We start from the raw sequence: 23,383 nt of genomic DNA on the forward strand, positions 1-23,383 counted from the left end.
AAATGTTTACCAACGTAATAAAAGTCGCTGCGCCGTAAATCCCGGGCCAAAGCTCAGCATCAATCCATGACTGCCTGTCGCTGGTTTTTGATCCATAATACGTTCTAAGACATACAATACTGTAGCGCTCGACATATTTCCATACAACCGCAGGACCTCTTTGGTTTCTTCAATATCCTTGCCCAGCTCAGTAAAAAGCGATTCTACCAGCTGAATTATCTTCTTACCACCGGGATGAAAAATCAGGTAATCCATGTCCGAAATGTCCAGACCGCTCCTTTTTAGAAATGGATGAAGAATAGCAGGGAAGTGACTTTCTATAGCGTCAGGTACAGCAATATCAAGCACCATTTTGAGGCCTGTATTCGTCGGTTTAAAGCCCATGAGACCTTCGGCATCATAGAAATGGTACATTTGTTCATCAACGATTTCCGGTCCTTCATCATCAGGATGCGAAGAAAGCAGCACACATGCAGCGCCATCGCCAAAAATCGCTGCACTCACAATATTCGCCATACTGTAATCACTGATCTGGAAGGTGGCGGTGGGTGATTCTACAGATACTACTGCCGCGCGTTTTCCGGGGTTGGCTTTCAGAAAGTTTTTTGCATAGATCATTCCGGATACTCCGGCCACACATCCCATTTCCGTTACGGGCAACCTCACAATATCCTGTCGCAATCCCAGCATATTGATCAGGTAAGCATCCATCGATGGGATCATAATGCCCGTACAGCTGACAGTGATCAGAAAATCAATATCCCCGTTCTGCCACTCTGCTTTATGGATAGCGTTTTTCAGGCAATTGGCACCCAGTTTAACTCCTTCACGGATGTAGATATCATTTCTTTCCTCAAAACTGAGATCACTAAACACCTCCTCGGGCGACATGATAGAATACCTGCGGTCAACCATAGCGTTCTCAAAAATCTTCCTCACTTTTCTGATAAACCGATCCTCCTGACCCTGTAGCCATACTTCCAAAAATGGCATAATCTCCGCGGTATCCCTGCAATAGTTGGGCAAAGTTTTGCTTACAGCCTTTATTTTTACACTCATAATTTAACGATCCATTGATAGCGGAATGCCCACTTCCACCTGATAAGAGAATTTTTTAGATTTAGTTTTTCTGCATAGGATAAGAGATCCCTTCTTTTGAAGCCACGCAGAATAGAAACAAGACCATCCTCGCGTGACATATAGTTGAGTCTGAACACAAAACAAAGCGCCTGAAAAAGATAGTAGGCCAGTGCATTGCGCTGCAAATCATTGATGACAAATCCTAACCTGGCTGAGCTTTTAAATCTTTGCAGCAGAGCGATAATCTCCCCCTCAGTAAAATGATGTAAGGTTAGCGTACAAAGCATAATATCACACGCTGAAAACTCATATTCCTGATCAAATATATCTGTGCATTCGTAGCTGATGTTCGGATATCCGGATGATAAATTCTGAGCATGATTGATCGTAAACTGATTGGCATCTATACCATTGAGGATAAAGTTTAAACCCTGATCTGCGGCATAATCAGCCAGCGCCCTTAGCATATCTCCATTTCCACAACCGATGTCGGTGATACGAACAGACTGTTCCCTTGGTTGCTTTTTGCTGAGTGTAATGACACCTTCCAGCGTAACCTTATTGCCGCCCAGCAACTGGTTTATACTAGCGATCTTATCCAGTGCGTCCTTCAATATTTCTCCTTCCATCTGGAAGTTGTCCATCATCTCGGGAGCATTGCTTCTGTGCGTTGTGTCTACAAACATCTATTCATCTACTGTTAACATTTTACCATGGGTTTTTTTGATAATGAGTGGCAGAACTGCAGGAAAGCAGATCATACCGCCCAGCATGATATCCGCCAGTTTTTCTTTTCTTAACATGGAAGAAAGCAAACTTCCCATCCTCAACCTGGATCCGAATTGATGGTTCCATGCTGAAATATACATTTTTTCCATCAGCACCCTGTTCTGTATCTTTCCCCTGAAAAAGTCTGCCAGCAATTCTGCGCAGATTTTGGCGCTGTGAATAGCCATTCCCATACCATTGCCGCAAAGCGGATGAATCAGGCCGGCAGTATCGCCAATCATCAATACATGATCCAGGACGGCCTCTTTTACCCCAAAGGCAAGCTGACTGATGCTCAGGGGCGACTCGAATAGCCGATGACTGTGTTCAAAAATAGCTTTGAGGTATTTATTCTGATAAAGCACCTGCTCCTGAAAAGCATCAATATTTTTATGTGATTTAAAGCTGTTATAGTCCGTCAGGTAACAGATATTTATTTTCTGGCCCTCCACTTTTGATACCCCGCAATATCCACCGCGGAAGTTGTGTAACCCTACCAGGTGATCAGGAAATTCTCCGGAATAATGTGCTTTCACTGCAAGAAAGGGCGACTTCTCCTGTATGAAATCTCTTTTCAGCTTCAGATCAATTGCTGAACGTTTACCGTATGCTCCGATTACTTGCCTGGCAGAGATCCTTTTTGCAGTGAGTGTGGTGATCGTGAATCGTTCATCCCCGAACTCCACCGTATCCACCGTATCATAAATCACCCTGCCACCTTTACTTTTGAATAATTCGCAGAGATATTGATCCAGACTATACCTGCTGATTCCAAATCCGCCCAGGGGCAGCTTTGTGCAGATACTTCTTCCTGAAAGCATAGAGAACTGAAGTTTACTGATGGCGGCAGCACCAAGAAAACGGGGATCAGCCTCCAGCCATTGCAGATAGGGCAGGACCTCATTCGATATGTATTCTCCGCAAACTTTATGCTGTGGATAGGCTGTCTTTTCAACAACGATTACTTCCAGCCCCACTTTTTGTAAATGCAGTGCTGCCGTCAAACCCGCTAGTCCGCCCCCAATAATTAAAATTTCTGTTTCATCATGCATCATTTGACAACCAGGGACTAAAGCACATACAACATCAGCCAGTCAAAAATTGTTTTTTGGCCAAATGGCCATCATAGGTCAAAAAAAAGCCCTGTTCCGGGTAATTCAGAACAGGGCTTACTATTTAAAACCTTTTAACTAGTTGTCCAGCAATTTCGCAGCTTCACTATCCAGGAAGAAAGTAAGTCCTCCGTCAATAGGATCAATCAGCTGTGAAGGATACAAGGCTGTATTTTTAGTCTGATCTTCAATTACATGTTTGATTGCTTCAGCTTTGGATTCTCCGAAGACAAGGAAAGCTACATTTTTTGCCTTGTTGATCAGGGGAGCTGTGAAAGTGATCCTGTAAGTATCCAGTTTTTCTACAAAGACAGAATCAACGGTCACGTCCTTATTGCCTAGCACCTCTGTTCCCGGGAACAGGGAAGCTGTATGTGCATCATCGCCCATTCCCAATAAGATAAGGTCAAAGGAAAGATCTGCACCATCAAAGTGGGTAGTAATTTCTTTGGCATACTCAATAGCCGCCTTTTCGGGCGCCAGGGTTGTATCTACAAAAAATACATGATCTGCAGCTACATTCAGGGGGTCAATGATAGATTTTCTGGCCATCAGACCGTTATAACTTTCATGTCCCGGAGGAACATTCCGTTCATCCCCGATAAAGAAGAATACTTTCGTCCAGTCCAGCTTATCCCTGTATTCTGTTGCCAGCAGGGAATACAGCTCCTTCGGAGAATTTCCACCCGTAAGTACAAAATTAAAACAGTCTTTTTCGGCAATCGCCTTTTCTCCAATTGTAATAATGTATTCTGCCAGGTCTTTCAGCAGCTCATTTTTTGTTTTATAGATGAGTAAATTCATATTATTCCTTGTTTTTTAAGGGTAGTGTAAACCAGTGGAAGCCATCTCTTGCGATCAGTGCTTCAGCGTCTTCAGGTCCCCATGAATCAGCAGGGTAATTAGGGAAGCTCAGTGAAGTTTTGCTTTCCCATGCGTTAATCACAGGCATCAGCAGTTCCCATGCACTTTCCACCTGGTCGGCACGCATAAACTGTGTCTGATCAGCGATCATCACATCCAGCAGGAGCGTTTCGTAAGCCTCAGGTGCCTGAGCATTGTAAGTACCTTTATAATCAAAAACCATATCTACCGGATTGAGCACCATATCCAGTCCCGGTCTTTTTGCCTGAACCTGTAAACGGATACTCATTTCAGGCTGGATACTGATGATCAGCCTGTTTTGCTGCCAGTGTTCTGTAACACCTGCAGGGAAAACCTGGTGAGGTACATCTTTAAACTGGATAGTAATCAGTGATGAAGTCTGGAATAAACGCTTTCCTGTACGCACATAGAAAGGAATTCCCTGCCAGCGCCAGTTGTCTACAAAGAACTTGGCAGCAGCAAAGGTTTCTGTGTTGGATGCCGGATCAACATCTTTCTCAGTTCTGTAGCCAGGCACTTCTTTACCTTCTACCCAACCTTTGGAATACTGACCGCGGACAGTACTCAGACGGATATCTTCAGGAGAGAAAGGACGCATTGCTTTTAATACATCAACCTTTTTATTCCTGATTTCATCAGCATCAAAGTTGATCGGCGTTTCCATACCAATCAGGCATAGCAACTGCAGGATGTGATTCTGGATCATATCTCTGAGCGCACCTGAGCCATCATAGTATCCACCACGGTCGCCCACACCCAGCTGCTCCGTAACAGAGATCTGTACATGGTCGATATAGGTGCGGTTCCAGAGCGGCTCCAGGAAGGAGTTCGCAAAGCGGAAGGCCATGATATTCTGAACAGTTTCCTTACCAAGGTAGTGGTCAATCCTGTAGATCTGTTTCTCGGTAAAGATGCCTGTAAGTAATTTATTCAGTTCTTTAGCTGTCTCCAGGTCATGACCAAAAGGTTTCTCGATAACGATACGACAATTGTCTTCATTACCTACCAGGTCATACTTGGCAAGGCATTCTGCGATCAGCGGGAACAGGTTCGGCGCAACAGCCAGGTAATAGATCACCTGTGTTTTCGGACCAAAATCTGTTCTTAATTTTTCAATATTTGTTTTCAGCACTGCAAAGGTATCTGGTGCAGAAACATCAACAGAGTTATAATATACGTTTTTGGCAAACTCATCCCATTTTTCCTGTTTTACTTTTCCGGAACGGGAGAAAGAGTTAACGCCGCCCATGATCGTACTGCGAAAATCCTCGTCCGTCAATTTCTTTCTTGCTGTACCAATAATCGCATATTCCTTAGACATATAGCCATCAGAATATAAATTGTAAATCGCTGGCGCAAGTTTGCGCAAATTAAGGTCACCAGTACCGCCAAAAATGACAAAAATGGTCGGATTGAGGCATTTACTTGTTTTCATATGCTTCTATTGTTATTTATCTGTGATGAAGCTATCATCAGCAGGAGAGCCGTTTACCAGATCCCTGCTGATGATGATTTCATATCTGTGTATGTTTAGTCATTTAAAGGATTCCAGATCGCATGGAAAGTTCCTTCAGCGTCTGTACGTTCAAATCTGTGTGCACCAAAGAAATCTCTCTGCGCCTGAATTAAGTTTGCAGGCATTTTTTCTGTTCTCAGTGAATCGAAATAAGTAAGCGCAGAAGCAAATGCAGGAATAGCCAATCCGTTTTTCAGGGCATGACTAACTACTGAACGCATTCCTGGCAGAATTTCTTTCATTTTCTCCTGAACGCCGGCATCAGCATACAAGTGTTCAAGATCTGGTTGTTTTTTATAAGCCTGGTAAATATCTTCCAGGAACGCTGCCCTAATGATACATCCGCCACGCCAGATTTGAGCAATCTCGTGCAATTGCAAGTCATATTCATAAGAAATTGATGCCTGCCATAACAAATGGAGACCCTGAGCATATGAGGTGATGACAGAGAAATACAAAGCTTGTTCAAGCTCAACAATAAACTGTTCTTTATCTTCTGCCAGCATATCGTGCGTGCCATACACTTTTGACAGCGCCACGCGCAGTGACTTGTATTTAGATAAATCCCTTGTGCTTACAGCCTCGTTAATTGTAGGAATAGGTAACTGCAGGTCCATAGAAACCTGTGATGTCCATTTTCCGGTACCTTTAGACTTTGCTTCATCCTTGATCACATCGATCAGGAAGTTGTCTGTACGGTCATCTTTAACCTTGAAAATATCGCGGGTTACTTCCAGCAGGAACGACTGCAGACGGCCGTTGTTCCATTTTTCAAATACACTGTAGATCTCTTCATTAGAATAATCCAATGCATTTTTCATGATATCATAACTCTCAGCGAGGAGCTGCATCATAGAGTATTCGATACCGTTATGTACCATTTTTACAAAGTGACCTGAAGCGCCGGGGCCAATATAAGCCACGCATGGATCTCCATTTACTTTGGCTGATACCGCTTCCAGAATTTCTTTCATATTACCATAGGCAGTTTTGTCGCCACCCGGCATGATACTAGGTCCGAAACGTGCACCTTCTTCTCCACCGGAAATTCCCATTCCAAAGAAGTGGATACCTACGTCAGAAAGTTCAATGGCCCTTCTGCTGGTATCTGTGAAGTGTGAGTTTCCACTGTCAATAATCATATCGCCTTTTTCCAGCAAAGGCTGCAATTCCTTAATCACACTGTCTACGATTGGTCCTGCAGGTACCAGAAGTACGATTCTTCTTGGTAATTCCAGGCTTGCTACGAAATCTTCTAAAGAGGAATAAGCCTTGATGTTGTGTTTCGCACCATCCTGCTCCATTTTGGCGAGCATATTGGGATCTTTGTCATAACCGGTAACAGCGAAGCCATTATCAGCCATATTCAACAATAAATTGCGCCCCATTGTACCGAGGCCTATCATTCCTAAAGTGTACTTACTTTCCATTTGATGAATTTAATTTTGGGTAGGTTGTGAAAACATGATATTTTTCTTTGGCAGCCCATAATTTGGCGCCACCTTTTATTCCATCCCGGTTTGAGACAATGTGTATATTATGATCCAGGTCAAAATCGATTTGTTTGGCATTTCCTCCACCGAGATAAAGTGTATCGTAGTTAAATACGGTTTTGTAAATCTGGATAACACGTTCTACGCGTTCGTTCCAGGATTTTTTGCCCTCTTTGACGTAGGCTTTATCACCTACATAGTCATCGTAGTCTTTATTTTTTGTTACCGGAAGGTGTGATAATTCCAGGTGGGGCAGAAGTTCTCCGTCGAACGTAAGCGCAGTACCGAAGCCGGTACCCAGCGTCAGTACAATTTCGAAGCCTTTGCCGCTGATGATACCCAGTGCCTGCTGGTCGGCATCATTGATCAGCCTAACGGGTTTCTGCAACAAGTCACTCACCTTTTGCGCGAGCGGAAAGCCTGCCCATTTGTTTTTTGCCAGGTTAGGGGCAGTTTCAACAATTCCACATTTTACATAACCAGGGAAGCCGATGGCAACTTTGCTATATGGGGCCAGAGGAGTTACCAGTTCGTGAATTACCTTAATCACGGCTTCTGGTGTAGAATCTTTAGGCGTAGGGAGTTTTGTGTATTCGGAGAATAAATCACCTTTCTCTGTTAAGATACAGGCTTTGATACTTGTACCACCAATATCAATTGATAATATATGAGTGTTTTCGTCTGTTTTTGCTACGCTTGACATGTTTCGTTTTTTATGAGCATTACTTCAAATATATGACGGTTCAAAATAACAAATTTTCAGTCATATAACGCCCGGAATCCGATTCAATTTGTCCAAATGTACATTTCAATAAATGAAAAGTGGAATAATGCTGTTCCCGGGGCCGTTATCGCGGGTAATTTGATATCTATATGACTTTATAACATTTTGAAAACGTATAGGTTTAGATCATATAACATTTTAGCAAATGAATGAGCTGGCCATAAAAAAAGAGAATGCGGGTATTAAACCACATTCTCTTTAATAAATTTCAGAATTATCTGAAATGAAAATTATCTGGATTTCTTCGCATTCTGCATTGGATTGCCTCCTGCAGACTGTCCGCGAACAATATTGTTTTTCTGTTTGAACAACTGGAATTTGGAAGCCTGAGCTTTGCCTCCCCAGGTATTATTGCTTTCGTCGATATCCGCTGTTTCGCGCATCGGATCAATTTGAATTGAAGCAACTTCTTTATCCTGAACATAAAATTTAGTGACACGCTGCTCGTTGTGTCTCCAGATCTGCGCAGGAATCCTGTCGATTGCTTTCGTTCCGTCTGCATAAGTAAATTCAACGATGATCGGCATCACCAGTCCGCCCTTATTGCTGAAAGCCAGTTCGTAAAAGAACTTACCTGCATATTTGGCCTGATCTTCTGATGACAGCGATTCATAGGGAGCTTTAGTTTCCCTTTTGTATTCTGTATCATCATACTTCTCTAAACCACGGTCATATCTCCAGTAGAAATCCTGAGTAGCTTTATCCTTATCAGTGTAGAAGGAAATCGTTTTATCTTCCCTGTTTCTGATTTTCGAAATATCTTCAAAACTGTTCACCAGTGGTTTGTCCATTTTGGTCATGATCACTTTAGAGGCAGGAACTTTAGAATCCACATCCGCTTTCGCAAATTTCACCGCATCCAGGGAGATATCACATGGATCTGTGCTGTAAAACCAGCCTCTCCAGAACCAGTCCAGATCTTCGCCACTTGCATCTTCCATTGTCCTGAAGAAATCTGCAGGAGTAGGGTGTCTGAATGCCCATCTTCTGGCATATTCTTTCAATGCATAATCAAACAGCTCACGGCCCATAATCGTTTCCCTGAGAATATTCAATCCGATGGCAGGTTTAGCGTAGGCATTTGGACCAAAACGCTCAATATTTTCAGAGTTGGTCATAATCGGCTCCAGTTCATCTTTAGGAAGCTTCATGTAATCCACGATAGAGTAAGCTGCACCACGTTTTGTCGGGAATTTGTTGTCCCACAGTTCTTCCGTCAGATACTCAAGAAACGAGTTTAAACCCTCGTCCATCCATGTCCACTGACGCTCATCACTGTTCACGATCATCGGGAAGAAGTTGTGACCCACCTCATGGATAATCACACCCAGCATACCATTTTTTGAAGTTTCAGTATACGTTCCGTCCTTTTCTGTACGACCGTAATTGAAACAGATCATCGGGTATTCCATTCCGTTTGATGCCTCAATACTTTGGGCTACAGGATATGGATAAGGAATAGTGAAATGTGAATAAGTTTTAATGGTATGGGCAACAGCTTTCGTTGAGTAAGGTCTGTACAGGTTATACGCTTCTTTTCCGTAGAAACTCATGCACATTACCGTTTTGCCGTCAATTTTTTGTCCCATCGCGTCCCAGATGAATTTCCTTGAGGAAGTCCATGCGAAATCACGAACATTATTTGCTTGAAAAACCCATGTTTTTGTGGCCTTGCTTTTTTCTGTTTCCGCTTTTTTAGCTTGTTCCAGCGTTACAATCTCTACCGGTTCAGCCGATGTTTTAGCCTGGTTATATTTTGCAAGGGCAGCAGGAGAGAGTACCGCGCTGTAGTTGATACATTCACCGGTTGAACCCACAACGTGATCTGCAGGAACTGTCATCTGCACTTTGAAGTTACCGAAAGTAAGGGCAAATTCACCCCTTCCGGCAAACTGGTGGTTTTGCCAGCCCTGGAAATCACTGTATACACATAAACGCGGGTACCATTGCGTCATCGTAAACAGGTAATTGCCGTCTTCAGGAAAAAACTCATAACCCCCGCGGCCACCTTCAGTCATCCTGTCGGTAATTTTATACTTCCAGTTGACGTTGAAAACGAAAGCCTGACCTGCTTTCAATGGTACGGGCATTTCCACACGCATCATCGTTTTGTTGATTGTATATTTCAGGTCTTTGCCCAGCGCATCGGTGATTTTTAATATCGAAACCCCATTGCCATTATCAGTATCACTGATGACAGCTCTGTCAATTGTATTGGAAGTGGCAATTTCAGGAAGGGTAGTGCTGCTCTGATAATTTGCATTTCTAAGGTTATTGTGCTGGTTTTCGTCCAGCTGTAACCAAATGTAGGTGAGCACATCAGGCGAATTGTTCGTGTAGGTTACCTTCTCAGCACCTGTAAGCACCTGATTTTGTTCGTCCAGACTACATTTGATATCGTAGTCAGCACGCTGCTGCCAGTATTTTGAACCCGGAGCACCACTTGCCGTCCGCTGTTCATTGGGCGTAGTCAAAATTGTTCCTAACTGCTCAAACTTGTTCCCGTGATTACTTCCGGGGTTGTTCTGGATATTCTGAGCATATGAAAACTGCAGGGCGGAGCCAAACAGCAGTAACATGGGGAGAGCTTTATTCATTTTCTATATTTTTGTTGCAACTCTAAATTTAAAACGTTTTTTTGTACCATAAAAATAAATCATCCTCATGATGCCATTCTTACACCAATCTCTACTAATTTGTTACTTAATTTTCGGTTCTGTAAAACCAGTGAGCCTGAATAAGGAGAGCAGTGCAGCCAGGCATCCCCTGCACCTCAGTTCTACCGAACTGAACTATAATCCCGCAAGCAGCAGCCTGGAAATCAGCTGCCGGATCTTTACTGACGACTTTGAAGACCTGCTGGTGAAAAATTACAAAGTGAAAGCAGACCTTTCTTCAGCGGCACGACACAAAGAAATGGAGCAGCTGGTAGGAAAGTATATGGCTTCGCACCTCAGGATTGCGGTCAATGGCAAAGTCTTGCAGCTCAACTATCTGGGATTTGAGAACGACAAAGAAGCAGTGATAATATACCTGGAATCAGCCAAAGTCACCGGCCTCCGGAAAATGGAAACCACCAGTACGATCTTGTACGACCTGTTTGACGACCAGACCAACATTTTTCACATCACCTATAACGGAAAGCGCAAAAGCTCCAAATTAACTTATCCCGAAAACAAGCTGCTATCTACTTTTTAATCCTTAAATTTCCATCTCAAATTTATCAAATAGCTGTATGAACAAATTAGTACAAACCATGCGCTGGTATGGTCCCAATGATCCCGTAAGTTTATCTGATATCCTCCAGGCCGGATGCAGCGGCGTAGTCTCTGCACTGCACCACATACCAAACGGAAAGGTATGGACTGTGGAGGATATCCAGAGCCACAAAAAGCTGATTAATGATGCTGGTATGGAATGGTCCGTAGTAGAAAGCCTCCCGGTTCACGAAGATATCAAAGTAAGAAAAGGTAACTATGAACAGTATATAGAAAATTACAAGGTCTCTCTTGCAAATCTGGCCAGCTGCGGCATTACTGTCATTACATATAATTTTATGCCAGTGCTGGACTGGACCAGGACGCATCTCGACTATCAGTTGCCGAATGGTGCCGAGGCGCTGCTTTTTAATAAGGCGGCACTCGTGGCTTTTGATGTTTTTATACTTCAGCGCGAAGGCGCAGCAAATGAATACAGCAGCGCTGAACTGGAACGCGGAGAGCTTTATTTCAACGGACTAACAGCCGAAGAAAAACTAAAAATAGAACGTAATATCATCGCCGGCCTGCCGGGAAGTGAAGAGAGCTTCGGACTTGCAGAATTCCTCAAGGCCCTTGCTGCCTATGATGGTATCGATGAAGAGAAACTCTTTGATAACCTCACTACATTTCTCGCTGAGATCATGCCCATAGCAGAAGCAAATGGGATAAAAATGGTGATCCATCCCGATGATCCGCCTTATGCAATTTTTGGATTGCCAAGGATTATCAGTACTGCTGCGCAACTGGAAAAACTCTTCAGCAAAGTACCATCGCTGTCTAATGGTCTTTGCTACTGCACGGGTTCACTGGGTGTAAGAGCTGATAACGATCTGGTAGGTATCCTGGAGCAGTTTAAAGACAGGGTGAATTTTGTGCATCTGCGTAGTACAAAGAGAAATGAATTTGGCGATTTCTTCGAAGATAACCATCTCGAGGGTGATGTGGACATGTTTGCCGTAGTTCAGAAACTCGTAGATATCCAGCAGGAACGCAACCTGAATATTCCCATGCGCCCTGATCACGGCCACAGAATGCTGGATGATTTAAAGAAAAAGGTAAATCCCGGATATTCCGGAATCGGCAGGTTGAAAGGTCTGGCAGAACTCCGCGGACTGGAACAGGCCATTCTGAGGATGTACAAAAAGTAAATCCGGGGCCTTAGGTAAAATCATATATAATGAAGAGAAAATGATATAAGGAAAACAGGGCTCAGCCGGATAGATTTGCAATGCCCTGTTTAAAAAACCAAATATGAAAAGTTTACCTGTATTGGATCTGGCAGTAATTGCAGTTTATCTGATCAGCATGATCCTGGTAGGATTTTATTTTTCCAGAAAGAACAGAAATTCTGATCAGTTTACTAAAGCTGCGGGTTCAATACCTGGCTGGGCAATAGGCTTGTCAATTTATGCGACTTTCCTCAGCAGCAATACATTTCTTGGCGTTCCGGGGAAAGCTTTTGGCAGCAACTGGAATAACTTTGTCTTTAGTCTCGCCATGCCTTTGGCAGCCTGGATCGCCTCCAGGTATTTTGTGCCTTTTTACAGAAGAACAGGAGAGGTATCTGCCTATACCCACCTAGAGAAAAGGTTTGGCCCCTGGGCAAGAACCTATGCCGTAGTCTGTTTCCTACTCACACAACTGGCCAGGATGGGTTCGATTTTCTTTGGTATTGCCCTGAGTTTACAGGCACTGACGGGCTACAGCATGCAATCCATCATGCTTGTTGTAGGCTCCTGCATCATTATCTATACCGTTCTTGGCGGGATCGAAGCGGTAATCTGGACAGAAGTTGTGCAGGCCATTGTGAAAACGCTGGGTGCTTTTCTGATCCTTTATCTGATTGTGAGAAACATACCGGGAGGCGCAGCAAAAATTATAGAAATCGGTCAGGCTGATCATAAATTCAGTCTCGGGAGTTTATCTCCAAATCTAAGGGAGTCAACCTTTTGGGTAGTGCTCTTTTACGGATTTTTCATTAATCTCAATAACTTCGGTATTGATCAGAATTATGTACAGCGTTACCACACTGCCACCAATTCCCGCCAGGCCTCGAGGTCGCTCTGGATCTGCGTATTTTGTTATGTACCGGTATCGCTGTTATTCTTTATTATAGGATCTTCTCTTTATGCCTACTATCAGGTAAACCCTCAGCTCATCGAAAGCGTGAAACAACAGGTAGCTATGGAACGGCTCCCTCTGCAGTCTTCTGCTGCCACCATCAGGGCTACAATGGATGGCCTGCTGCCGGCAGACTATGGCGATAAGATCATGCCTCATTTTATGGTTAACGAGATTCCTACAGGGCTTGTAGGACTGATCATCTCGGCCATCATGTCTGCCGCTATGAGCACGATCAGCTCAGGAATGAACTCATCTGCAACAGTATTTTCTATTGATATCTACAAAAGGTATATCGATCCTCAAATGAATGAAAAGCAGCTCATGAAGTTGTTATATATTACCACGGCGGTGTTCGGAATTATGGGGATGGCTACTGGCATTCTCATGATCGGAATCAAGAGCATCCTGGATATCTGGTGGCAACTATCGGGTATTTTCTCCGGTGGCATGCTGGGTTTGTTCCTGCTTGGAATGATCAGCAGAAAAACCGGTAATGCCGAAGCCCTTACGGCCACCTGCATGGGTGTGCTTGTGATTCTCTGGATGACTCTTTCTGCCGCACTGCCAGAAGATCTTAATTTTTTGAGAAACATGCTGCACAGCAATATGATTGTTGTGATCGGCACACTGACGATATTTTTATCAGGCTTGGTCCTCACCAGTTTCAAAAGAGGAAGAGCCACCATATAGTTTTATTTAACCAATAACAGAGAACAATACGATGGAAAAATCAGAGAAAGGTTTTATCCCTGTCATGCTTACGCCTTTTAGTGACGATGGAAGAATAGACTATAAAGCACTGGAGCTGCTTACCGCACATTATCTGGACGCAGGAGTCAAAGGTTTGTTCGCCAATTGTTTGTCGAGCGAAATGTTTGAACTCAACAATGAAGAAAGGATCTCCCTGACGGCAAAAGTAGTAAAAATAGCAGATAGAACTGTACCTGTGGTCGCTACCGGAACTTTTGGCGGTCCCATAGCTCAGCAGGCAGAGTTTGTTAAAAGGATTTATGATACCGGAATTGATGCAGTAATACTGATTACCAGCCTGATTGCTGAAGAAAGCGACACCGATGAACAGTTTAATGAGAAAGTGATGCAGCTGTTGCAGCTTACACCATCTGTTCCTGTGGGCTTTTATGAATGCCCTTTGCCCTTTAAAAGAGTGCTCAGTGCAGCGCAACTGGGCTCTTTTGTTGCTACAGGAAGAGTTACTTATCATAAAGATACCAGTCTCGACATCAATCAGGTCAGGGCAAAACTGGCTGTCACACAGCAACCGGGTTTCGGTCTGTACGATGCCTATATGGTACATGCATTAGCTTCGCTCCGGGCAGGCTCAGCAGGGCTCTCCTGTATACAGGGCAATTTTTTTCCGGAACTGATTGTCTGGCTCTGCAAAAATTATGACAAACCAGAGCTCGATGCAGAACTTAATGCCCTGCAGGACTTCCTGATCCTGCATATGGATGTCATGCATGATGTTTATCCTTATGCAGCTAAATATGCACTGCAGAAACAGGGGCTGCCAATTTCTACATTTACGCGCCGTGATGTTGGGCATTTCTCTCCTGCCAATGCAAGAGAGATAGAACAACTCTATGCTGATTACAACATCCTTCAGCAACGGATTGGAATATAATTAATTGAGGAGGTATTTCCGCTTGTAATCCATTGGCGTCATGCCTGCGATCTTTTTAAAGTGCCTGTAGAAATTGGATACATTATTAAAACCGCAATCAAAACAGATCACCTCTGTAGGAACTTTATCTTCAACCAGTAGGCGGCAGGCATGGCTGATACGGATCTCAATCAGGAAATCGTAATAGGTTTTCTTGGTCATGAGTTTAAAATAACGGCAGAAGGATGTAATGCTCAGGTGACTGATCGAAGAAATTTCTTCCAGGCTGATCTCTTTTTTGTAATTCGTCAGTGTATAAGAATAGATCTTATTTAAACGGATGGTATCCGATTCGTTGGAACGGTAAAAAGCATAGGCTGAAGTGATCGGTTCATATTCATCGGTTTCTGCCAGCAGATTGAGTATGGACAGGAAAAGAATGAGTTTTTCCATTTGTGAAGCCTTTGTAGCCTGTTTCATGAGTACCGCCAGCTTGTCCCTGGTCTCGCCCGTAATCACCATCCCTTTCTTAGCTTTCTCAAAAAGTTTGGGAATCAGATAGGCTTCCGGAAGATTGAAAAGTTCCCTTCCGAGGCAGTCCGGCAGGAACTGCATCACAATTGCTTCCACTTCAAGTTCATTGGAATTGATGTAGTACTCGTCACTGCACCTGAAGGTATGGGGCAGGTTTTCTCCAAGGAGAATAATCTCTCCGGAAGAAAAATTACTGATGTTGTCCCCGATAAATCGTACGCCCTCGCCGCGAACAACGTAGTGCAGTTCGAGCTCAGGATGGTAATGCCATATTTTGCCGAAATTTGACTCAATATTGTGTTTTATCCCGAAGGAGCTTTGAATGTTGATCGGGACTTTATGAAAAAGTGGTTTCATATCCGGTTCTTGTTTCTTGGAATTATATTTGGTTTATAGCGCGTTAAGCTGCGCAATAATACAAAATGTGAAGATAACATGATATAAAAAGTTGATAATAATTGGTAACAATCATGTGAGAGTATTGTAGACTTTTGTAATGATATGTACCATGTTATCATTTGATATGAACCAAATAAAAACCTTCCTTCTGATTTCGGGAATCGCGATATCCTCATTTTCCTCCCTTGCACAAACAAAGAATGAGCAGGCAGGCTATCATCAAATGATACAGGGCAGGGCCTGGAAAATCGTGCAGAAGCTTAATCTTCCTGATTCTGTTGTTGCACACAAAGTGAGCGCCCTCGTTGCCGGACATTATGAAGGCTTGAATGAGATTTATAAACAACGGGATAGTGCGAAATTGAGTCCTGCGCTCACGGATTCTGCTGTAAATAAGCTGCATACACCATTCTTAAATTCTTTGTCTGCATACCTGAATCCACAGCAGGTGATACAAATCAAAGACGGCCTCACCTACGGGGTTCTTCCGATTACCTACGCCGCTTACCTCGATATGTTGCCACAACTGACTGAGACACAGAAAAAGCAGATTATGGTCTGGTTGGTCGAAGCGCGCGAAAAAGCCATGGATGCGGAGTCTTCCGACAAAAAACATGGCTGGTTTAAAAAGTATAAGGGGAGGATAAATAATTACTTATCTGCCGCTGGTATCGATATGAAAAAAGAAGGAGAAGCATGGCAGGAGAGGATTAAAGCACGTGCCGGCAAGTCCTGAAAATGCGCATAATTCCTTTAAGATAACATCCTACAACAGATAGGGAAAATGATATATAAAAGAGTTTTATCCTAACGATATATTTGATTTTAAAATATCGTAGTCCGCAACTATTAATTTAAAACCTCAATCCGGTATGACCGGTCAAAGAATGGTGAATGTGATTTTTGATCACCAATTCTTTTTTAAATCGCCAGGTAAGCTAAACCAGCCAGGCATTCCAAAACTGCCAAATATAAATTAAGTATACATATGAAGTCACATTTACGAACGCAAAGTTATTTGGGTAAATGGCCGAAAATCGCCTGCACTCATTTAATCATCGCTTTGACTTTAACGGGCTCTGCTGCTTTTGCAGAGGATGCGCCAAAGGAATCAACTAAAGCGTTAAAATTCATCTCTTCCAGGAAGAATATCACTGGTACGGTAAAAGACGCGCAAGGCAAACCTCTGCCAGGGGTTGTCGTAAAAATAAAAGGAACCAATACTGCCACTTCAACAGATACTGAAGGCGTTTTCCGTCTCAATCTCCCGCTGGGTAATGAAACGCTGGTTATCAGTTACCTGGGGTATAAGACCCAGGAAATTGCTGTCAATGGCCAGAGTCAGATCCAGATACAGCTGCTCGAAGCATCCTCAGATTTAACGGAAGTTGTCGTAGTAGGTTATGGTACCCAGGAAAGAAAACACCTCACAGGATCTATCGCGACAATTGATGTCAAGGCCATTGAAGATATTCCTGTCGGCAGTTTAAGTGCTGCGCTCAGGGGGCAGATCCCAGGTGTGGGTATCTCCGGAGGTTATGCGAGGCCCGGTGATAATGCAACGCTGACCGTCAGAAATCCCACCTTTGCCGTTAAAGACGGGGGCAGAACAGAACCCTTATATATCATCGATGATATCTTCAGGACATCGGAAGATTTCAATTTACTGGATGCTTCTGAAGTGGAGAATATCTCCATTCTGAAAGATGCTGCGGCAGCAATCTATGGTATACAGGGCTCCAATGGGGTAGTGGTAGTTAGAACCAAAAGAGGGAAAGCCGGAGCACCAAGAATCAATTATGGTGTATCTGTAGGTGCAGCAGACGCAACGATGCTGCCAAGAATGATGACCGGTATCGAGCAGGCGACGTACCTCAACGACTATACACGTGCCTCCAAAAACTATGTGGCCGATGGCAACAGTGGCTACCTCGCTGATCCCGCCTGGTACTCACCGGATGAGCTGGAACATTTCAGAAATAACAGCACCGACTGGCTGAAAGAAGCCTGGCAGACTGCATACACAGTTCGTCATACGCTGAATGTGAGCGGAGGAAGTGAACGTGCTACCTATTTTGCAGGTGCTTCCTATATCGATCAAAGCTCAAACTTTGACGGTATCAATACAAAAAAATGGACATTCAGGGCAAGTGCCGATGTGAAATTAAACAAGGGATTAACGCTTGGTTTTTCACTGAGTGGTGATCTCTCCAAGAATGAAAGGTATTTCTTTAAACAGGGAACAGAGAGTGCTGACAATGATGTTAAATCGCTGATTGGTACACCACAATTCAATCCTTATTATGTCAATGGCCTGCCGGTATTGCTCACTAACGGTAATACAGGCTCTATTGACGGAACGCATTTCTTTGAGGTGCAGCGCCTGAACAATTTCACCAATACCAGAAATAACGGTTTAAACGTGCAGGCAACGCTAAACTATGAAGTCCCTTTTATCAAAGGACTGAAGGCTGGATTAAACTTCAGTAAAAACCTGGACAATACTTTTGGGAAGCAGTTTGGTACACGTTATAATGTTTATCAGTTCAGCATGCTGGGGGATAAAAAACATATCTATGGTGGGGATGTGCTCAAGGCTGTCAGCATTCCTAATGGAGATAGGGTGAGGATCAGTCCTTCCTACAGAGATAGTTACCAGATGAACGGAACTTTAAATTATGCACGTAAGTTTGGTAAACATGAAATCTCAGTGCTCGGTGTTTATGAACAGGTAGAAAGCGAAAGCGATCTGGTTAATGCTTCCAGGGAGGGAGTCTTGCTGGGAGGTTTGCCCAATCAGCAATATGCTACAGGAATCAACTTGTCTGATGAGACACAAACTGAATTTGGCCGTATGGCCTGGGCAGGAAGGGTAAACTACAGCTATGCCGATAAGTACCTGGCCGAGTTTTCCTACAGGGGAGATGCCAGTGTTTACTTTGCCCCAGGTAACAGGTGGGGTTATTTCCCTTCACTGTCTTTGGGTTGGGTAATGTCTGAAGAATCGTTCTTCAAGAATAATATCAAAGCGATAGATTACCTGAAGATCAGGGCATCCGTTGGTCTGCTCGGAATTGACAACACCAAGAACTATCAGTACAATAGAAACTTCACCTTATCTACGGGTAAAGGTGCTGTGTTTGGCGGCAACTCTGACCGTCCATTATCAATCAATCCTAACATTGCGCTTGCCAACAGCAATGCGAAATGGGACGACAACACAAAATATAACGTAGGTATCGATGCACAATTCCTGAAGAACCGACTTTCATTCACGGCTGATGGGTTTTTGGACCACAGGTATAACCAGCTGACCACCTTAACTTCTTCAGTGTCACTCCTCATCGGTGCAGCTATTCCTACGGAGAATTTTGGTACAGCAAATAACTTCGGATATGAGCTGTCCCTGGCCTGGAAAGATAAGATCGGCAAAAACTGGGGATACAACGTGAATACCTTCCTTTCCTGGAGCGACAATAAACTGATCCGTCTCGATCAACCGATTGGCAACATCGGAACATTCCTGGATAATTCAGGCCGTTCAAGCGACAGGGGAGTGCTGGGTTATAAAAGCCTGGGTATATTCAGAACCCAGGCAGAAGTGGATGATTTTATGGCCAAGAATCCTAATTACAGGGCTTTTGGAGAAATTCCTAAGCCAGGTATGATCAAATACCAGGATATCAGGGGACCCAGAGATGCAAATGGACAATTTACAGCACCCGATGGCATCATCACAGAAAATGTGGATTATGAATACCTGACTCCTAAAGCGAGCAACCACTATGCACTTGGCTTTAACTTTGGTGGCAACTACAAATCTCTGAGCCTTTCTGTAGTAATGGGACTTTCCTGGGGCGGTCAGGCAGCAATCGAAAGTTCTGCTGTGAAAAGAGCTACCGCAACTTCCAACAGGCCTGAGTTCTGGTCAGATCACTGGACACCTGAAAATACTGACGCTAGATATCCAAATCCTTTTTATGCCAATAACTATGACAGGACAACAGATTTTTGGTTCGTGAGTGCTTTTACGTTCAGAATGACCAACTTCAACCTTTCCTATGGATTGCCGGAACAATGGGCAACCAAAGCAGGGTTAAAATCTGCAAAGATCTTTCTGGTAGGTACCAATCCTATTAATTTTTATAATCCTTACAGCTTTAAAGACAATACCAGCGCGTATGATGTTTATCCGCAGTTAAGGACCTTCTCACTTGGTTTGAATATTGGTTTATAATATGAAGAAGATGAACTCAAACATAAACTTACTCATTGCCTTCTGCAGTATTGCTGCACTGGCAAGCTGTAAAAAAGTCCTTGATAAAGGCGATCTGGGAAGCATCCCAACCGATCTGGTCTACAATGACTCTACGCTCGTTAATCTCAATGTAGGTTATATATATGATCAGAACCTGCCTACCTGGGGAGGCAACAACGGCGGAGTGGTCAATGCTCCTGCCTCGGGGGGAACACTTACAGATGAATCTTATGGTGAAAGTAAATTCCTGGAAGGTACGCTTACCGAAAGTGATGTCACTGATTTTGGTACTGCATTAAACGCAACCAATAATTACGGTAAGATACGAACCATCAATATGATGATGACCGATGTTGATGCCGGCACATTACCTTTGGCAACCAAAAACAGATTGAAAGCTCAGGTTTATTTTTTCAGGGCCTGGAGATATTTTGATCTGGTACGCTTATATGGAGGTGTTCCATTGGTGCTCAAACCGCTGGATGGCGTAGGCCAGGAAGCGAAAGACCTCGCCCTGTTGCCAAGAAATACCACTGCTGAATGTATCAAACAGATCACTAACGACCTGGATACCGCGATTAAGTATCTTCCGGGAAGATGGCCGAACTCAGCCGACTGGGGCCGGATTACCAGGGGGGCTGCTGCTGCGCTCAAAGGGCGTGTGTTGCTAACCTATGCAAGTCCGCAGTTTAACCCAGGCGACTTACAGGACCGCTGGCAGGCTGCGTATACCGCAAACCTGCAGGCACGTGATCTCTTAACCACTGCAGGTTTCGCACTCAATTCCTCCTATGCGGATATGTGGTTTACCGAAGTGAATAATCCTGAAGCTGTAATGGTGACAGGTTTCAATACCGCAACGGGCGACCAGAGCAAGAAAAATAATGGCTATGACAATGCTACACGTCCTTCTTATACCGGTACTGGTGGCGGATCTAACCAGCCATCATGGGATATGGTCAAAGCCTATCCAATGAAGGATGGGAAAAAACCGGGCACCTCAACAACTTATACTTATACAGACCAAACGTTTTATAAAAACCGTGATCCGCGTTTTGACCAGACGATTGGTTACAATGGCGCGCTCTGGCCTATGAATGGCAATACCAGCTATCGTCTCTGGACTTACTTTGCTGGTGGCAGAACGACAGAGGTCAAAGCCTCCAATACAGGTTTTTATACCCGCAAAGCGATCAACCCCACAACACAGGTCAGCGATGTACAATTTTCGGGTACCGACTGGATGGAAATCCGCTACGCAGAAGTACTGCTCAATCTTGGGGAAAGTGCTGTGGGTATCAACAGAACCGGTTCTGGCGATGAAGGTTATGCCGGATTGGTAGCTTTGCGCAAAAGGGCTGGGGTTGAGGCAGGTGCAAATGGTTTGTACGGACTTAACGCAGGCATGAGCAGATCTGATCTTTTTGACGCCATCTTATATGAAAGACAGATCGAATTCGCCTTTGAGGGAAAACGCTTCTGGGACCTGAGAAGATGGAAACGTATGGAGAGCACCATGAATGGCATCAGGAGAAAAGGGGTGATCATCAACCTGAAAGTTGGCGCCGGCATCCCTACAGCTGCACAGTTTGCGGACCCAAATAACGCAAACTTCAGAGACAAAGTAAACCTTGATCAGGCCTATGCCAATTACTTTACCGTAGAATTTAAAGATATGGATACACGTTATGCCCCTAACTGGAAACCGGCATATTATTTCTTTGGAATACCGAATTCAACCATTGCCAACAACCCTAAAATTTTACAAAACAATACCTGGGGCGGACCTTTTGATCCCCTGAAATAATTTTATCATTATGAAAAGAACCTTGCCATTTTTATTCGCAGCCGCTTTACTAACGTTCTCAGAATCCACATTCGCACAGTATCCCGATATCCCTAAAGATATACAGGAGCAAAGCAATGCACTTATGAAAGAAACCGAGAGGTTATCTGATATTGCATGGCTGAAAGCTGTTCCTGAAATCGAAAAGGAATCAAAAGAAGGTAAACCCTATATCCCCTGGGCAGCACGCCCTACCGATCTTCCGCAGTCACCCTTACTTGCCTTTCCTGGCGCTGAAGGTGGTGGTGCGCATTCCTTTGGCGGCAGGGGCGGAAGGGTGATTGTGGTAACCTCACTGGCAGATAGTGGCCCCGGAACTTTAAGAGAAGCCTGCGAACAGGGCGGGGCACGCATCGTCGTATTTAACGTTGCCGGTATCATCAAAATCAACAGCCCTTTAATCATCAGGGCTCCCTATATCACCATTGCCGGACAAACTGCGCCGGGCGATGGGGTTTGCGTAGCCGGAGAGAGTGTGTGGATCAATACACATGACGTGGTTGTCCGCTACATGCGTTTCCGCAGAGGTGAAACCAATGTGGGCCGCAGGGATGATGCTATAGGTGGAAACCCGGTGGGCAATATCATGATCGACCATGTTTCCGCCAGCTGGGGTCTCGACGAGAACATGTCTATGTACAGGCATATGTACAATGACAGCACCGGTAAAACAGAACAGAAACTGGGTACCGTAAATATTACTATCCAAAACTCTATCTTCTCAGAAGCACTGGATACCTGGAACCATGCCTTTGGCAGTACCCTTGGTGGCGAGAACTGTACATTTATGCGTAACCTCTGGGCAAACAATGCCGGGAGAAATCCTTCCATCGGCTGGAATGGCATCTTCAACTTTGCCAATAACGTTGTTTTTAACTGGTACAACCGCTCTACAGATGGCGGTGATTATACCGCCTTGTATAATATCATCAACAACTACTACCAGCCGGGACCTGTTACACCTAAAGATGAACCCATCAGATACCGTATACTGAAGCCTGAATCCGGACGCAGCAAACTGAAATATGTGGTTTTCGGACGTGCCCACGTTGAAGGGAATATCGTTGAGGGAAGTGACAGAGTCACCAAAAATAACTGGGACGGGGGTATTCAGATCGAAGGTAAAGACGGAAAGGTCTTTGCAGAAAACGAGGCGCAAAAGTATTTTGCAGCCATGCGCGTCAAACAACCACTACCAATGGCACCTATCACCATTCTGCCTACTATGCAGGCCCGGAATTATGTGCTGAGCAATGCCGGAGCTACACTTCCCTTGAGAGATGCTGTAGATACCAGGGTCATTGAACAGGTAAAAACCGGTAAGATCAACGCCAAAGATGGGGTCAAACTCCCTGAAACCAATTTCAAACACCGTCGTCTGCCGGTAGATTCCTACAAGATGGGTATTATCACCGACATCAGCCAGGTAGGGGGATACCCTGAGTATAAAGGTACGCCTTATGTCGATACGGATAAAGATGGTATACCTGATGCTTATGAGATTAAAAATGGTTTAAATCCTAAAAATGCGGCTGATGCTGCAGCGATTTCAAAATCAGGTTATGCAAACATAGAGGTTTATCTGAACAGCGTTGTGCCTGTAAAGAACGTTAAACCGTAAAAATATTATTTGGTTATAGTGTGAATGGGGGGCGCCGCTTGGACACGGTGTCCCCTTTATTTCAGTTTAAGCCACGTAGACA

The 23,383-nt window shown here is 44.1% G+C and carries 17 protein-coding genes; 8 read left to right on the forward strand and 9 right to left on the reverse strand.

The window, feature by feature from the left end:
• Window positions 1-6: 6 nt before the first annotated feature.
• From OQY15_RS15065 to OQY15_RS15100, 8 genes are all read right to left on the reverse strand, one after another.
• Window positions 7-1,059: a type III polyketide synthase gene (locus tag OQY15_RS15065; RefSeq protein WP_265792629.1), complete on the reverse strand. Its 1,053-nt coding sequence runs from the start codon at window positions 1,057-1,059 to the stop codon at window positions 7-9.
• Window positions 1,056-1,766, reverse strand: coding sequence for a methyltransferase domain-containing protein (locus OQY15_RS15070; RefSeq protein WP_265792630.1), 711 nt, complete (start codon window positions 1,764-1,766; stop codon window positions 1,056-1,058). Before OQY15_RS15070 ends, OQY15_RS15065 begins: the two co-directional genes overlap by 4 nt.
• A complete protein-coding gene (locus OQY15_RS15075) occupies window positions 1,767-2,903 on the reverse strand; it encodes an NAD(P)/FAD-dependent oxidoreductase (RefSeq protein WP_265792631.1) in 1,137 nt (378 codons plus the stop codon). It lies immediately after the preceding gene.
• Window positions 2,904-3,038: 135 nt separating this feature from the next.
• A complete protein-coding gene (gene pgl / locus OQY15_RS15080) occupies window positions 3,039-3,764 on the reverse strand; it encodes a 6-phosphogluconolactonase (RefSeq protein WP_265792632.1) in 726 nt (241 codons plus the stop codon).
• 1 nt (window position 3,765) lies between these two features.
• The gene (zwf, locus tag OQY15_RS15085) at window positions 3,766-5,280 is read right to left on the reverse strand and encodes a glucose-6-phosphate dehydrogenase (RefSeq protein WP_265792633.1); all 1,515 of its coding nucleotides are present in this window, start codon (window positions 5,278-5,280) and stop codon (window positions 3,766-3,768) included.
• Window positions 5,281-5,375: 95 nt separating this feature from the next.
• Window positions 5,376-6,791 (reverse strand): NADP-dependent phosphogluconate dehydrogenase, encoded by a 1,416-nt coding sequence (gene gndA, locus OQY15_RS15090; protein WP_265792634.1) that lies wholly within the window; start codon window positions 6,789-6,791, stop codon window positions 5,376-5,378.
• On the reverse strand, window positions 6,781-7,557 hold the full coding sequence (locus tag OQY15_RS15095; protein WP_265792635.1) for an ROK family protein: 777 nt from the start codon (window positions 7,555-7,557) through the stop codon (window positions 6,781-6,783). Before OQY15_RS15095 ends, gndA begins: the two co-directional genes overlap by 11 nt.
• A 311-nt stretch (window positions 7,558-7,868) precedes the next feature.
• On the reverse strand, window positions 7,869-10,235 hold the full coding sequence (locus OQY15_RS15100; RefSeq protein ID WP_265792636.1) for a M1 family metallopeptidase: 2,367 nt from the start codon (window positions 10,233-10,235) through the stop codon (window positions 7,869-7,871).
• 67 nt (window positions 10,236-10,302) lie between these two features.
• On the opposite strand from OQY15_RS15100, the gene OQY15_RS15105 reads away from it, so the two are divergent.
• The 4 genes from OQY15_RS15105 to OQY15_RS15120 all read left to right on the forward strand — a co-directional run bounded on the left by OQY15_RS15105 (window position 10,303) and on the right by OQY15_RS15120 (window position 14,664).
• A complete protein-coding gene (locus tag OQY15_RS15105; RefSeq protein WP_265792637.1) occupies window positions 10,303-10,836 on the forward strand; it encodes a DUF6702 family protein in 534 nt (177 codons plus the stop codon).
• Window positions 10,837-10,873: 37 nt separating this feature from the next.
• Window positions 10,874-12,046: a mannonate dehydratase gene (uxuA, locus tag OQY15_RS15110; protein WP_265792639.1), complete on the forward strand. Its 1,173-nt coding sequence runs from the start codon at window positions 10,874-10,876 to the stop codon at window positions 12,044-12,046.
• Window positions 12,047-12,149: 103 nt separating this feature from the next.
• Window positions 12,150-13,712 carry a sodium:solute symporter gene (locus OQY15_RS15115; protein ID WP_265792640.1) on the forward strand — a complete coding sequence of 521 codons (1,563 nt, stop codon included), beginning with the start codon at window positions 12,150-12,152 and terminating at the stop codon, window positions 13,710-13,712.
• A 31-nt stretch (window positions 13,713-13,743) separates the two neighbouring features.
• Window positions 13,744-14,664: a dihydrodipicolinate synthase family protein gene (locus OQY15_RS15120; protein WP_265792642.1), complete on the forward strand. Its 921-nt coding sequence runs from the start codon at window positions 13,744-13,746 to the stop codon at window positions 14,662-14,664.
• On the opposite strand, the gene OQY15_RS15125 is transcribed toward OQY15_RS15120, so the two are convergent.
• A complete protein-coding gene (locus tag OQY15_RS15125) occupies window positions 14,665-15,534 on the reverse strand; it encodes an AraC family transcriptional regulator (RefSeq protein ID WP_265792643.1) in 870 nt (289 codons plus the stop codon).
• A 166-nt stretch (window positions 15,535-15,700) separates the two neighbouring features.
• Here OQY15_RS15125 and OQY15_RS15130 point away from each other — a divergent pair, with 166 nt between their 5' ends.
• From OQY15_RS15130 to OQY15_RS15145, 4 genes are all read left to right on the forward strand, one after another.
• Entirely contained in the window at window positions 15,701-16,312 is a 612-nt protein-coding gene (locus OQY15_RS15130) for a DUF3826 domain-containing protein (RefSeq protein WP_265792644.1), read from the forward strand.
• A 252-nt stretch (window positions 16,313-16,564) separates the two neighbouring features.
• On the forward strand, window positions 16,565-19,813 hold the full coding sequence (locus OQY15_RS15135; RefSeq protein ID WP_265792646.1) for a TonB-dependent receptor: 3,249 nt from the start codon (window positions 16,565-16,567) through the stop codon (window positions 19,811-19,813).
• 10 nt (window positions 19,814-19,823) lie between these two features.
• A complete protein-coding gene (locus tag OQY15_RS15140; RefSeq protein WP_265792647.1) occupies window positions 19,824-21,641 on the forward strand; it encodes a RagB/SusD family nutrient uptake outer membrane protein in 1,818 nt (605 codons plus the stop codon).
• 10 nt (window positions 21,642-21,651) lie between these two features.
• Window positions 21,652-23,301 carry a polysaccharide lyase gene (locus tag OQY15_RS15145; protein WP_265792648.1) on the forward strand — a complete coding sequence of 550 codons (1,650 nt, stop codon included), beginning with the start codon at window positions 21,652-21,654 and terminating at the stop codon, window positions 23,299-23,301.
• The last annotated feature ends 82 nt before the right edge of the window (window positions 23,302-23,383 follow it).

Source organism: Pedobacter sp. MC2016-15, assembly GCF_026239695.1.
Classification (GTDB): Bacteria; Bacteroidota; Bacteroidia; order Sphingobacteriales; family Sphingobacteriaceae; genus Pedobacter.